The following is a 14,259-nucleotide window of genomic DNA, read 5'->3' as shown; positions in this document are numbered from 1 at the left end:
AGGGACACCGATGACACAGTCAAAGTTCACCATACAGGCAAATGATCTAAGCTTTACGTTTTTGAATAGCGGCGATGTCTATGAGATCGCACATAAATCAACGATGATCAACCAGTGGCTATCGAACCCGATCGATGGCTCGATGAACAACTTATATTTGCGAATTCATGAAGAAAATGTAATCCAGTTCTATCCCCTGCTTGGCTCGAAATCAGAAAGTAAAATCAGCCACTCCGATAATCAAGTTTTCTATCAGGGCGAGGCAGGCAATCTTCTATACCAGGTGACTTTTACCCTGTCTGATAATGGAGTCTGGTTCTGGGATGTGAAAGTGAAGGGAAGCAATGCAGTAATCGATATTATCTACGCTCAGGACATGGGCCTTGCTGACAAGGGCGCTGTTCGTTCGAACGAAGCGTATATGTCTCAGTATATTGACCACAATACTTTCAATGACTCTGAAAAAGGCTATGTCGTCTGCTCCCGCCAGAACCAGCCGATGAACGGCGGTAGATTTCCGTATCTCCAGCAAGGTTCGCTGAAGAATGCAACAGGATTCTCGACTGACGGATTCCAGTTTTTCGGATTATCATATAAAGAAACAGACATTCCTGAAATTTTAATGAAAGAAAATCTCGCAAATGAAATCTATCAATATGAATTTGCTTACACGGCCTTACAGTCTGAAAAAGTAACGCTTGATGGCAATGCGCAATTCGTATTCTATGCAATTTTTAAAGAGGACCATCCAGGAGCAATAACCGAGTTGGAATTTATCGACGAAGTGGGTGTAGCCTGGGAAAGTGTAAAATCACTTAAAGCTGATAAGACTGCTGAATTGGCAGAAGTACAGCTCTCTCCTTCTATCGGAAAGCCTTTAGCAACACTATCCATGACAAAAGAAGAAATCGATGAGCTGTTCCCTAACCGCCATCAGGAAGAAACATTCGGCGAAGAATTGCTCTCTTTCTTCACGGAAAAGCATGAGCATGTCGTTTTAAAGGAAAAAGAATTGCTTGTTGAGCGTCCACACGGGCATATCCTGATGACAGGCGGAAATGTTGATAACATCAAAAATGTCCTGACAACTACTTTATATATGTACGGGATTTTCAACTCGCATATCGTTGTTGGAAACACATCTTTCAACAAGATGCTGACAAATGCACGCAACTCGCTGAATGTCATGAAGACTTCTGGTCAGAGAGTTTATATTGAAATCGAAGACGAATTCCGCCTGCTAACCATGCCTTCGATGTTTGAGATGGGTTTTAATTATGGTCGATGGTACTACAAGATACACGATGACATGATTATCATTACGACGTATACTGCTGTGAATTCACCGCAATTGCAGCTCCATGTCCAATCGGCAAATGGCAAAGGATACCGCTATCTTGTGACAAACCAGGTTTCAATGAACAACATTGAATATGCACAGCCCTTTCACCTGAAGCAGGACGGAAATGTGTTAACTTATACCGCGGCTGAAGGGTCTGATAGCTCAAAAGTGTTCCCTTCCCTAAGCTATCGTATGAAAATCGATGGCAAATTTGAAGTGAAGGATTCAAGCGCATTTGGCGAAAGGATCGAAGCCGAAGCAGCATCTTTGACGATCGTTGAGCTGGAACAAACAAACGAGTGGAAGATCACTGTCCAAGGCTTACTTGACGGGACAGAAATTCCGTTTCCGGATGCAGATGCGCAAACAGAAATTGAAAATTACCGCAAATTTTTTGCCGAAACAATGAATGGCTTCAAACTGACACAAAATGGAGCGGCAACGGAAGAGCTCAAGAAAATGAACGCACTTGCATGGTGGTACACCCATAATATGCTCGTTCACTACTCTGTGCCGCATGGCCTAGAGCAGTACGGCGGCGCAGCTTGGGGAACGCGTGATGTATGCCAAGGACCGACTGAGTACTTCCTTGCAACGCAAAAATACGAAAATCTCAAAACCGTCATCCGTACCGTCTACTCCCATCAGTATCGTGATGACGGAAACTGGCCGCAATGGTTCATGTTCGACAAATACTACCGCTTTCAGCAGGATGATAGCCACGGCGACATCATCGTCTGGCCTTTGAAAGTCATCGTTGAATACTTGCGTGCAACAAATGATTACACGATTTTAAATGAAATGCTTCCCTATACGGAAACACGCAGCTTTGAATTTACAGCGGAAAAAGCAACCCTGCTACATCATGTGAAAAAGCAGCTTCAGTATATTAAGGATCATTTTTTACATGATACGTATTTGTCTTCCTACGGGGATGGAGATTGGGATGACACACTTCAGCCAGCGAATGCACAGCTGAAGCAGTATATGGCAAGCAGCTGGACAGTTGCGCTAACCTACCAGGTAGTAAGCCAGCTCGCATCCCTTTTACAAAAGGAAGATACAAATCTCGCAGAAGAACTTGGACACATGGCAGCAGGAATCAAAGAAGATTTCAATAAATATATGCTATCTACGAAAACAATCCCGGGCTTCGTGTTCATGGAGCAGGCGAATAAGCCTGAACTGATGGTCCATCCTACAGATACCAAAACAGGCATTCAGTATCGCCTGCTGCCAATGACACGGAGCATGATCGGGGAGCTTTTGACACCCGAACAGGCGGAATCTCACTACCAAATCATCAAAGAATTCCTATACCATCCGGATGGCGTGCGCTTGATGGATCGCCCTGCAATCTATAAAGGTGGAGTAAGCACGAACTTCAAGCGGGCCGAACAAGCAGCAAACTTTGGACGGGAAATCGGTCTTCAATATGTTCATGCTCACATTCGTTTCGTTGAAGCAATGGCGAAACTAGGCAAGGTCGATGAGGTATGGAATGGCCTGCAGAAAATTAATCCAATTGGGATACAGAAGGTTGTTCCAAACGCTGAACTGCGCCAGAGCAATGCCTACTTTAGCAGCTCTGACGGAAAATTCAAAACCCGTTATGAGGCAGCGGAGAATTTCGATCAACTTCGCGATGGCTCAGCACCCGTAAAAGGCGGATGGAGAATTTACTCAAGTGGACCTGGAATCTATATGAACCAGTTGATTTCTAATGCGCTAGGCATCCGCCGCGAAGCTCAGGATCTCGTGATTGATCCTGTTCTGCCAAAAGAAAAAGACGGGCTTGAATTCACATTTAACATTGATTGCAAGCCAGTTACATTCGCCTACCATTTCGGTAAAAATGAAGGTGTCCTTATCAACGGTCAGAAAGTTGCAACAGACCAGATATCCAACCGATATCGAAACGGCGGCTACCGCATAAACCTTGCTGAACTTAAAAAGCTTAATGCTGAGGACAATATAATTGATATTTACATGTAAGAAAAGCGCAAGCGCCTTGTTCAGCCCCGACAAGCGCTGGAGGGCCGACCGAAGTGACTCGAGGGGCTAGGCGCTGAAGCTGGACAATTTTCAAAGAAATTTATTTTTTCTTAAATTTTTAAAAAAAGAGCGGCTCACAAGGCCGCTTCCTTTTTCATAGTATGGGGGTTGGAAAATGGAGGAAAAATGGTGGCATAATAGTGTGGTTTACCAAGTGTACCCTCGCAGTTTCAAGGATTCAAACGGGGACGGAATTGGCGATATACCGGGAATCATCTCAAAGTTGGATTATATTAAGGAACTTGGAGTTGACATCATTTGGCTATGTCCAGTCTATGCGTCGCCAAATGATGATAATGGATATGATATCTCCAATTATTTTCAGATTCATCCCGAGTTTGGCACATTAGAAGATATGGACCAGCTCATAGCAGAAGCAGCAAAACGCAAAATCGCCATTATGATGGATATCGTCGCAAATCATACGTCTGATGAGCATCCATGGTTTCTTGAATCAAAAAGCAGCAAGGATAATCCGTATAGGGAGTATTATGTCTGGCGGAATGGGATCAACGATGGCCCTCCGAGTGATCTCAAGTCAATCTTTAGTGGCAGTGCATGGGAGTTTGACAAGGAAACGAACCAGTATTATCTGCATATGTTCAGCAAAAAGCAGCCCGATCTTAACTGGCACCACCCTCCTGTCCGCGAGACAATGTATGAGGTAATGCGCTTCTGGATCAACAAGGGGATCAAAGGCTTCCGCTTTGACGTCATCGATTTGATTGCGAAAGAACTGGAGGAGGGAATTATTGTAAATGGCCCCCTTCTTCACACGTATTTGCAGGAGATGCACCATGAAGTCCTTGAGGAAGCTGATATCGTAACGGTCGGTGAAACTGGCGGTGCTGATCTGGAACAAGCTCTTCTTTTTACAAGCCCTGAACGGAAGGAACTCGATATGGTGTTCTCATTCGAGCATATTGCTCTTGATGAACAAGCAGGCAAACAAAAATGGGATTGGAAGACGCTTGATTTAGCCGATTTGAAGAGAGTCCTTTCTGACTGGCAGACAGGTCTGGCTGGGAGGGGTTGGAATAGTTTATTCTGGAGCAACCACGATCAGCCACGCATCGTGTCACGCTGGGGGAATGACCAGGAATATCGTTATGAAAGCGCGACAATGCTCGGAACCATACTCCATTTAATGCGTGGTACTCCATACATTTATCAGGGAGAGGAAATCGGTATGACGAATGTACAGTTCCATGAGCTTGAGTCTTATCGTGATATAGAAACTATCAATATGTATAGAGAACGCAAGGAGCAAGGTTTTACCCATGAAGACATCATGAAATCGATTTACGTAAAAGGCCGCGATAATGCGCGAACGCCTATGCAGTGGAATGCTGAAGAAAACGCCGGTTTTACAGAAGCAACTCCTTGGATTGGGATTAACACTAATTATTCAGCCATCAACGTGGAGAATGATATAAATGGTGAGAAGTCCATCTATCAATTTTACAAGAAACTGATCATGCTACGTAAAAACAATAAGCTGGTTGTTTATGGAGACTACCATCTTCTAGACAGCGAACCGGAAGTATTTGCCTATACACGATCCTACCAAAATGAAGAATGGCGCATCGTGTGCAATTTTACTGGAAGAAAAGTGGAAAGTTCTTTATTGTGTGACAATACAATCATTGTTCATAACTATGCTACCTCTGCTGATGTATTGCGTCCATACGAGGCTATTGTTTATAAAATTGAAAAATAACTATAGATGAAAACGATCACACGTTATAATAAAAAGAGTGTTAGCAGAACAGACAGGAGAGAGTATCGTGGCAAGTATTAAAGATATTGCGAAACAAGCAGGCGTATCCATATCGACAGTTTCCTATGCTCTGAACGGGAGCACTAAGGTGACGGAAGAAACGGCGGCGAAGATCGTTGCCATAGCGAAGGAACTGAATTACGTTCCGAACGCTGCGGCACGCTCCTTGAAAAAGCGGGAAACAAACATCATCGGTGTCTTTCTTACCAATTATGGGGGCGCATTTTATGGGCAGCTGCTTCAGGGCATTCAGGATACCCTCAGCAGCAAGGGGTACGAGATGATTGTATGCAGCGGAAAGGAGTCCCATCGGTTTATTCCTGAACGGATGATTGATGGCGCAATTGTCTTAGATTATTATTTCTCCAGCGCAGAGTTAATCAGGCATGCAGACGCCGGACATAAAATCGTCGTTATGGATAGAGAGCTTACCCATCCTAATATAAATCAAGTACTACTGCACAATACTTCTGGAGCAACATTAGCGATTGACTATTTAATTGAGAAGGGTCATCGTAAGATTTATGCGATTACTGGCCCCGAAGGATCGTACGACGCTACACAGCGAATCGAAGCAGTACGTCAATCGGTTGCACGTTATAGTGACATTGAGTATCAAGAACTTCCGGGTGATTTTAATAAACCTGCTGGAGAGAAGGCTGCCGAACAAATCACTAAAAATTTTACTACACCTGTTGCTGTGTTCTGTCTGAACGATGAAATGGCCATCGGAATGTATAATTACCTTGCCAAAACAAAGTACGAAGTCGGAAAAGATATTCACATCATCGGATTTGACAACATCGAACTCACTCATTATACTCAGCCAAGACTAGCGACCATCGACTATTCCGAACGAAAGTGGGGAGCTGTCTCAGCTGAACACCTCTTGAAGTTGATCGCCAACGAAAAGGCAGAAAACGAACGAATTTATGTAACGCTAATTCCTGGGGAATCAGTCGGCAATATATCAAGCAACTAAAAGCAAGTTGCTTCCGTCGATGGAAATTATGCAGATATAATAGAAAAACCAGCTGCCGGATAAAAGGCAGCTGGTTTTTCATCTTTTCAATTTAAGGAAGGATATTTCCTGCGGCGCGGTAGATGCTGTACCATTCTTCGCGTGTCAGGTTGATGTCACTTGCTTTGATGCAGTCTTTTAGCCTGCCGATGTTCATTGTGCCAATCACCGGCTGCATGTTTGCTGGATGGCGGAGTAGCCATGCTGTGGCAATTGTTGTGTTGCTAACGCCATAGTTTTCTGCTACTTCATTGATTTGCTTGTTCAATTCTGGGAATTTGTCGTTATCTAGGAATACGCCTTCAAAGAAACCGTACTGAAAAGGCGACCAAGGTTGAATGGTGATGTCGTTCAGTCTGCAGAAATCCAGCACGCTTCCATCTCGATCGATGGCTGACTCATTCTCCATGTTTACATTCATTCCATTGGAAATCATGTTTGCATTGGTGATGCTAAGCTGCAGTTGGTTGGCGACGATGGGCTGCTTGACATATTTTTGCAGAAGCTGGATTTGCATTGGTTTTTGGTTGGACACACCGAAATGGCGCACCTTTCCGGACTCCTCTAATTTTGTAAAGGCCTCGGCAACTTCTTCAGGCTCGACTAGCGTGTCTGGTCTATGTAAAAGAAGGACATCCAGGTAGTCTGTATTCAGTCTTTTTAAAATCCCATCCACTGACTCAAGGATATGTTCTTTTGAAAAATCAAACATTCCTTTACGAATTCCGACCTTTGATTGAAGAATCATCTTCTCACGGATGTCATCATTCATTTGAACCGCATCTGCAAAAATCTCCTCGCATTCGCCGCTTCCATAAATATCCGCATGGTCAAAGAAGTTTGCCCCTTCTTCCATCGCAGTCCGGACAAACTTCTCTGCTCCTGGCTTGTCTAGAGAATTAATCCGCATGCAACCCACAGCAACAACAGGCACTTCAAGTGAGCTTGTTCCTAATTTTATCGTCCTCATAGGTTGATCGTCCTCCCGTTCTTGATTTATTTTGTATGCACTTTCACTGTATATGCTTGTTGGTTGCAAAGTCAACTAAACGACCCTGTCGCCCTAAGTTTTTCAGAGAATGGAGGGAGCGTTTACATATTTTCGCCATGAATGAATCGGCTGCCAGTTTAATAGTTTTTTAGCCTTTTCATTGCTTAACAATGTTTCATAACCATTTAGTGGTTGTTTGAATTCCTTTACTCCTGGATAACACTGCTCCATTAATTCGCGACTTTTCAAATCCATACTTGTATCATCAGCAGCTATATTTAAGGCAACTACACCGAGCCCATCCGTTTCAATTGCTAGACGGTAAACACAGGCTGCATCTCTTGTGTCAATATAACTCCAAAGGATCGATTTCCGTTGGTCCGCATCATGGATGAATTGTGGAAATCGTTCATACATATCAGGGGCAATCACGTTTCCTAATCTTAATGATACAATCTGCATTCCGGTTTTATGATGAAACATTTGAGCAGTCTGCTCGTTGACTACCTTAGATAGGCCGTAACTATCTTGCGGCAGCTGAGGATGTTCTTCGTCGATCGGAACATATTTAGGATCTAACTGATTGACTGCAAAAACTAGACCATAAGAAGACTCGCTGGAAGTAATAACCACTTTTTTTATTCCTAGATTGGCAGATGCTTCTAAAATATTGTAAGTAGACATCACATTGTTATGAAAAGTAACCTCGTTAGGGTGTGAATAAGCGACTGGAATTGCTGCTGTGTGTACCACGGCATCCGCACCTGCTAAGACGCCATACACCTCACCCAAATTGGTTAAATCAGCAATAACCGTTTTGCAGAGATTCTCTTTTGGTTGTTTCGTGTCTACGTTCACTACATTATACCCATGTTCCAGGAACTCCTTAATTACCCAAGGTCCAAGAAGCCCGCTACCACCAGTTACAACGATTTTTTTCATCATAAGCCTCCAATAACTTAATTTTTGAATATTTAGTTGTTTGTATGCACTTTCACTGTATATGCTTGGTTGTTGCAAAGTCAACTGAACAAACTTGGAGGTTTCCTTTTTCCCATAGTCAAGGTGAATATAATAGAGTAAGAGACTGTTTTCTTCGAAGTAGTCTTCCTAGCATCCCTTTTGACTTTTTTCATTGTATATTAGTTAAACTGTTCCAACTATTTGAGTTGATTACTTCCATAGAAAGCATCGTTGCTTTCAATTAATACACTGTAGCTATAATTTCTTGAAATGTTCCACAACAGGTAGCGCCCATTTTGGAAGGTTACATATTTCAAAGGTGATAATGCCATTATTTATCTCTAAAACAATTTCTCCATTCTCTTCACTATTATCAATCAAAATTAGGTTATCAATCATATAAGCATATTCGTAAAGATGTTTGAAAGAAGTAGTATTTCTTCTGATAATATCTTCAGTCGGAATGCCATGACCACCATTTTTGACTCTCATTGCAACTCTTTCAATGTTTTGTTTTACATTACTGAGAGCAACGTAAAACATAGTCACATCATATCCCAAATTCTTTGCTTTTTGCATTTGTCTAATTGCATTTTTTCCAGCAAGGGTTGTCTCAATAGAGAAATCCTTACCTTCTTCAATGTATCTCTTAACTGATTTTACTTTCTGGGATTTCCGAATCCATTCTTCGAGCGATTGCATCTGGATCAATATTTATCTCAACACCTATTTTATCTATTATTAAGTTACGGAAGGTGCTTTTTCCACTTCCGTTATTACCTGCAAACACAAAAAATATTGGTTGGTGTGTATGCATTAAGATTCACCGTCTTTATTAAATGGAACGATTTCTCCGTTTGGAAATTCCTTTACCAATTTTCCGCTTTTTTCATATATGATATATGTGTTGTTAACCTTTGCATCAATTCTAGCTCGATCACCAGTCATCTTTGCCCATTTGCCGACCCAAGCATATTTCCTTTTGGGTTCACTGTTTTGTTCTTCCGGCATATTGAACACCGCCTTTACTAAAAGGATTTTATACATGTTTTGTTGATTAAATTCCACATTGCCATGTCTAAATTATATAATATTTTTCCCGAAAATCCCTAATTACTTGAAAAAGACTATAAGACTTCCTACATGGAAAGGTAAAGAGATGTTTAGCACTTAAATGCTAATTGAAAGAAGAACTTGTTCTATTTCTTTAAACTGAGAGAGAAAAGAGACTTGAGGTAGTTTACTCAATATTCCTCATCTTAACATTCTAGTATCACAAAAAACCCCAGTCACCTGAGGTTCTTCATTCATCAAACGTTTGATGAACTTTTTATTCTATCCGGTTCAAAATATTCCAACTGCCGCGACTTATCTTATTTGTCTTCGCTCGTGTTGTAGGTGTCGATGTCTAGTTGGTTCATGATTTTGCCGGTTATTAGTCCTGTTGTCATGCTTCCACTTACATTCAGAGCTGTTCTTGCCATGTCAATCAGTGGTTCGATGGAAATCAGCAGCCCAACAATGGCAACTGGCAAATTCAGTGTGGATAATACAATCAGGCCTGCGAATATGCCTCCGCCTCCAACGCCCGCAACTCCGAAGGACCCGATGATAACTGCTGCAAGTAATGTGAAAATAAAGGATGGTGTGAATGGATCAATTCCAACTGTTGGGGCAACAATTACCGCAAGCATGGCTGGATAGATTCCAGCACAGCCATTCTGTCCGATAGTCAGCCCAAAAGCGCCTGATAAATCAGCTATCCCTTCTGATACTCCAAGCTTTTCTTTCTGTGTGCTCACATTAAGCGGCAAGGTTCCGGCGCTTGATCTCGATGAAAAGGCGAACGTAAGAACAGGCAGAACCTTTTTCATATAAGTGATAGGATTTAAGCCTACTATTCTAATTAAAAGCATATGGACTAAGAACATGACGAAAATCGCTACATAGGAAGCAACGATAAATTTACCTAAGTTCCAGAAGGCGATTAAATCACTGGTTGCAGCTTTGTTTGCCATTAAGGCAAGGATTCCATATGGTGTTAAGCGCAAAATTAAGGTGACAACCCTCATCACTACGGTAAATACAGCATCAACAATGGAGGCAAATAGTTTCGCTTGTTCCGGTTGTTTTCGACGCACTCCCATGTATGCGATTCCTAATATAGACGAAAAAACAACAATCGAAATAACAGATGTAGGACGCGCACCGGTAAGATCAAAAAATACATTACTCGGTATCATCGACACGATTTTGTCCTGTGTTGACATGCCCTCCAGTGTGCTGATTCTCTCTTCATTTGTTGCTAACGCAGACGATTCTGCCTCCCCTTGCGTAAACTCCATTCCTTCCAGTTGAAATACGCCAGCAGATAAGATCCCTACCAATCCTGAAATCGCTACGGTGAATGCCAGCATACCAATAACTATTCCACCAATTTTCCCGAAGTTTTCGGTAAGCTTAGATTTAGTGAAGGCGGATAAGATCGCAAAGAACACTAATGGCATAACAAGCATTTGCAGGAGGGAAACGAACCCTCGGCCAACCACATTAATCCAATTTGCAGATTCTTTGACAATAGTAGAGGTAGGGCCGTAAGCAAATTGCAGGATCAGTCCAAATACAATACCAACAATTAAAGCAAGAAAAACCCGTTTGTTAAAGGACACATGCTTTTTTTGCATGTAAAATAAGGCGGAAATAATCAACAGAAAGATGGCGATAATAAAAATAATGTGAAACGTCTCCATTTTGATTGCTCCTTCCTTGCTCTAATTATGAATTTTCTTAACGCTGTTCACCCAATTTTCTCAGCCCTTTTATTGTTATAAAAATAGGTATTCTCGAGTTGGATTTGGTTGATCTGTTTCTAAAAAGGAGTGAAAGTATCGTGTATAGGGGCTGAGAGGTGAGCATCAAACAGACTCTGGAGTGCGTTCATTTCGAATTTGAGGATATTCCCCTTTACTGCAAATTGGCTACAAATCCCCTCCAAATCATTTGATTCCCATTGTGAAAAACGTAAAAATATGAATCCAAAATTTGTTTATAGTTAATAATATTTCCTTTTTTCAGAATTGTCAATAATACCAACTCGCGGAAACGTTTCCCATAAACAACCAAAAACCAGGTCAAAATCTTTCTGACCTGGTTTTTGGTATATATAAGCGCCCTTATCCCCTGCATAAGGGTATCTTTCAACCGGAATGGTGCCCTTATGTGAATCGTTTCCCCTGCATAAGGGTATCTTTCAACCGGAATGGTGCCATGCTGCTTCTCTTTCTTTCATCCTTCTATTCCTTAACAGCTTCCAGCAGTATGTCTACGATATGCACGCCTTTCATTTTGCTGGATAAGCCTTCGCGTTCGATTCCGAGCTTCATTTGGAGCAGGCAGCCTGGGTTTGCTGTGACGATTGTTGTTGCTTGAGTGGCTTTGGCGTTTACCATTTTGGAATCAAGCAGCTGCATGGACATTTCGCTTTCCACAATATTGTAGATTCCGGCGGAGCCACAGCAGCGGTCGGCGTTTTGCATTTCTTGGTATTGAGTTCCTTTTATTGCCTGCAGCAGCGTTCGTGGAGCAGATGCCGTTTTCATTACGTTGCGCAGATGGCAGGAGTCCTGATACGTTAAAATCTGGTTAGGCAGCTCTAGCTTGACCTTTTCATGGAAGCCGACCTCCACGAGGATTTGCGAGATATCCTTAATTTTGTCAGCAAAAGCTTGAGCGCGGTCTTTCCATTCCGGATCGTCCTTGAGTAGGTGGTCATAATCGATCAGGAACGCGCCGCAGCCGCCTGCATTTGTGATAATAAAATCGACCCCTGTATCCTCAAATGCTTTAATATTGCGGCGGGCCAATTCCTTGGCACCGTCTTTCTCCCCGCTGTGGCCGTGAAGTGCACCGCAGCACGCCTGTTCCTTCGGGATGACAATTTCACAGCCGGCAAGCTGCAAAAGCTTCATTGTTGCATTGTTTGTTTCAAGAAACATCGTGTCCATCAGGCAGCCGCTGAAGAAGCCGACTTTTTGTTTTTTCACACCAATCGCTTCGAGGTGCTCTGGTCGATTTTTCATTTCCTTCATTGTTGGCATATTTGGCAGAACTTTTTCCATCGTCGCCAGCGAGTCCGGGAAGAGCTTCATGATGCCGGTACCGCGGGCAAGCTTTTGCAGTCCTGACCGCTGATAAAAGCCAAGCAGCCCGGTCAGGCCGCGCATTCTATTCTGATGAGGGAACAGCTCTTTGAATACTGCTTTTCGGACAACCCTGACAGGCATCGAGAATTGCTTGTTCTGGTTCACGATATCCCTTGCTTCTTCCAGTAAATGCCCGTAATTTACTCCGGATGGGCAGACCGGTTCACATGCCCGGCAGCCGAGGCAAAGATCGAGTGACCTTTCAAAATCCTCATCCGGCTCAATCAAGCCATCAACCACTGCCTTCATTAAAGCAATACGACCGCGCGGCGAATGGGATTCCTGATAGCCAGACTCGATATAGGTTGGGCAGGTTGGCAGGCAAAACCCGCAGCGCATGCAGTTCAACAGCTCATCCTGATTCATCTTTTCCTGGAATTTTGTCTGTATTCTCTGCTGTTCTTCAACTGTTGTCATTTTGACACCACCACTCGTTTCCTGCTGTCCTTCGCAAAAATCTTTCCAGGATTCATTATATTGTTCGGGTCAAGCGCATCCTTGACTGCTTTCATGGCAGCGACCCCTTCCTTGCCGAGCTTTAATTCGAGGTATGGGGCTTTCATGACTCCGACCCCGTGTTCCCCTGTAATCGTCCCGCCAAATTCAATGGCTTTTTCAAAAATTTCCTCGAACGCTTTTTCGACTCTTGCCATTTCATCAAGGTTACGGGAGTCGGTCGGGCAGGTAGGATGCAAGTTCCCGTCGCCCGCATGGCCAAATGTACAAATGTTCAAATCGTATTTGGCGGCGATTTCATTAATGGCAGCGACCATTCTCGCAATCTCGGATCTTGGGACCGTCGCATCTTCAAGAATCGTCGTCGGCTTCAATCGAGCCAGTGCAGACAAGGCGCTTCGACGTGCTGTCATCAAGGCTTCCGCCTCTGCGTCCGACTGGGCAATCTGAACGGAAACAGCTTTTTGATCCTTACAAACCTCGGCAATCCGGGCCATATCCCTTTGGACAACTTCCAATGGTCCATCTTGCTCAATCAGCAGGACCGCTTTTACGTCGGTTGGAAGACCGATTTTTGCAAAATCCTCCACTACTCTTAATGTTGGCTGGTCAAGGAATTCCAGCGTTGCCGGGATGATTTTGCTGGCAATGATTTTTGAAACAGATTTTGCAGCGGCCTCCAGATCCTGATAGAGTGCAAGCATTGTCTGCTTCGTTTCAGGAATCGGGATCAGCTTAAGAATGGCCTCGGTAACGATGCACAGCGTCCCTTCTGACCCAACAAACAATCTGGTAAAATCGTACCCTGCCACATCCTTGGCTAGCTTGCCTCCAGTACGGATTATCGCTCCATTAGGCAGAACCGCTTCCAGCCCGATGACATAATCCCTTGTCACTCCGTATTTCAGGCCGCGCAGCCCGCCAGAGTTTTCATTAATATTGCCGCCAATCGTGGAAATTTTCATCGAACCTGGGTCTGGCGGAAAAAACAGCCCCTTCGCTTCCACCGCATTGATCAAATCAAGTGTCACAACACCTGGCTGGACGGTTGCTGTCAGATTTTCTTCATCAATCTCCAGAATCTTATTCAGATGTTTAAAAAGAAGGACAATTCCTCCCTCCGTCGGGCAGGTGCCTGCGGACAAATTGGTGCCTGAACCTCGGGGAACGATCGGAATTTTATGTTCATTGCATAGTTTCACAATCTCCGATATTTCTTGTTTATTCCTCGGACTTACTACGGCATCAGGCATGGACTGAAAGTTTGGTGTTGCATCATAGGAATAAACGAGTCGCCCCGTTTTCGTGTCATCAAAATTTGATGCAGACACAATCGAAATGATTTGAGCTTTTACCGTACTTGAAAGCATGATTTTTCCCCCTTTAATTGTCTCTGGTGAAAGAAATCCAGGCTTCCTATCAATATGACAGAAGCCTGGAAGTATGGAT

The 14,259-nt window shown here is 43.3% G+C and carries 10 protein-coding genes; 3 read left to right on the top strand and 7 right to left on the bottom strand.

All coding sequences use genetic code 11. The annotated features are described in order from the left end of the window. Positions 1-10: 10 nt before the first annotated feature. The 3 genes from UB32_RS12055 to UB32_RS12045 all read left to right on the top strand — a co-directional run bounded on the left by UB32_RS12055 (position 11) and on the right by UB32_RS12045 (position 6,159). Positions 11-3,337, top strand: coding sequence for a GH36-type glycosyl hydrolase domain-containing protein (locus UB32_RS12055; RefSeq protein WP_044394124.1), 3,327 nt, complete (start codon positions 11-13; stop codon positions 3,335-3,337). 175 nt (positions 3,338-3,512) lie between these two features. Then, positions 3,513-5,117 carry a glycoside hydrolase family 13 protein gene (locus UB32_RS12050; RefSeq protein ID WP_044394122.1) on the top strand — a complete coding sequence of 535 codons (1,605 nt, stop codon included), beginning with the start codon at positions 3,513-3,515 and terminating at the stop codon, positions 5,115-5,117. A 67-nt stretch (positions 5,118-5,184) separates the two neighbouring features. Continuing rightward, a complete protein-coding gene (locus UB32_RS12045) occupies positions 5,185-6,159 on the top strand; it encodes a LacI family DNA-binding transcriptional regulator (protein ID WP_044394121.1) in 975 nt (324 codons plus the stop codon). Positions 6,160-6,250: 91 nt separating this feature from the next. Here UB32_RS12045 and UB32_RS12040 read toward each other — a convergent pair whose 3' ends face one another. From UB32_RS12040 to glcD, 7 genes are all read right to left on the bottom strand, one after another. Continuing rightward, positions 6,251-7,168, bottom strand: a complete 918-nt coding sequence (locus UB32_RS12040) for an aldo/keto reductase (protein WP_044394120.1) — start codon at positions 7,166-7,168, stop codon at positions 6,251-6,253. A 102-nt stretch (positions 7,169-7,270) separates the two neighbouring features. Beyond that, positions 7,271-8,131: an NAD-dependent epimerase/dehydratase family protein gene (locus UB32_RS12035; RefSeq protein ID WP_044394118.1), complete on the bottom strand. Its 861-nt coding sequence runs from the start codon at positions 8,129-8,131 to the stop codon at positions 7,271-7,273. Positions 8,132-8,407: 276 nt separating this feature from the next. Further along, on the bottom strand, positions 8,408-8,863 hold the full coding sequence (locus UB32_RS12030; RefSeq protein WP_241768494.1) for a hypothetical protein: 456 nt from the start codon (positions 8,861-8,863) through the stop codon (positions 8,408-8,410). A gap of 105 nt (positions 8,864-8,968) precedes the next feature. Continuing rightward, a complete protein-coding gene (locus UB32_RS12025) occupies positions 8,969-9,163 on the bottom strand; it encodes a hypothetical protein (RefSeq protein WP_044394117.1) in 195 nt (64 codons plus the stop codon). A gap of 362 nt (positions 9,164-9,525) precedes the next feature. Beyond that, on the bottom strand, positions 9,526-10,902 hold the full coding sequence (locus UB32_RS12020; RefSeq protein ID WP_044394115.1) for an L-cystine transporter: 1,377 nt from the start codon (positions 10,900-10,902) through the stop codon (positions 9,526-9,528). 543 nt (positions 10,903-11,445) lie between these two features. Next, positions 11,446-12,771 carry a (Fe-S)-binding protein gene (locus UB32_RS12010; RefSeq protein WP_044394113.1) on the bottom strand — a complete coding sequence of 442 codons (1,326 nt, stop codon included), beginning with the start codon at positions 12,769-12,771 and terminating at the stop codon, positions 11,446-11,448. After that, on the bottom strand, positions 12,768-14,180 hold the full coding sequence (gene glcD, locus UB32_RS12005) for a glycolate oxidase subunit GlcD (protein ID WP_044394111.1): 1,413 nt from the start codon (positions 14,178-14,180) through the stop codon (positions 12,768-12,770). Before glcD ends, UB32_RS12010 begins: the two co-directional genes overlap by 4 nt. Between the last annotated feature and the right edge of the window lie 79 nt (positions 14,181-14,259).

Source organism: Mesobacillus subterraneus (assembly GCF_000934845.1).
GTDB classification, from domain to species: Bacteria; Bacillota; Bacilli; order Bacillales; family Cytobacillaceae; genus Mesobacillus; species Mesobacillus stamsii.
The sequence above is the reverse complement of the archived record's forward strand: the minus strand, read 5'-3'. Positions and strand labels throughout refer to the sequence as shown.

What these genes read in the sequence shown, in the direction of transcription:
- UB32_RS12055 (WP_044394124.1), top strand. Translation starts at nt 11, where the DNA reads ATGACACAGTCAAAGTTCACCATACAGGCAAATGATCTAAGCTTTACG.
- UB32_RS12050 (WP_044394122.1), top strand. Translation starts at nt 3,513, where the DNA reads ATGGAGGAAAAATGGTGGCATAATAGTGTGGTTTACCAAGTGTACCCT.
- UB32_RS12040 (WP_044394120.1), bottom strand. Translation starts at nt 7,168, where the DNA reads ATGAGGACGATAAAATTAGGAACAAGCTCACTTGAAGTGCCTGTTGTT.
- UB32_RS12035 (WP_044394118.1), bottom strand. Translation starts at nt 8,131, where the DNA reads ATGAAAAAAATCGTTGTAACTGGTGGTAGCGGGCTTCTTGGACCTTGG.
- UB32_RS12025 (WP_044394117.1), bottom strand. Translation starts at nt 9,163, where the DNA reads ATGCCGGAAGAACAAAACAGTGAACCCAAAAGGAAATATGCTTGGGTC.
- UB32_RS12020 (WP_044394115.1), bottom strand. Translation starts at nt 10,902, where the DNA reads ATGGAGACGTTTCACATTATTTTTATTATCGCCATCTTTCTGTTGATT.
- UB32_RS12010 (WP_044394113.1), bottom strand. Translation starts at nt 12,771, where the DNA reads ATGACAACAGTTGAAGAACAGCAGAGAATACAGACAAAATTCCAGGAA.
- glcD (WP_044394111.1), bottom strand. Translation starts at nt 14,180, where the DNA reads ATGCTTTCAAGTACGGTAAAAGCTCAAATCATTTCGATTGTGTCTGCA.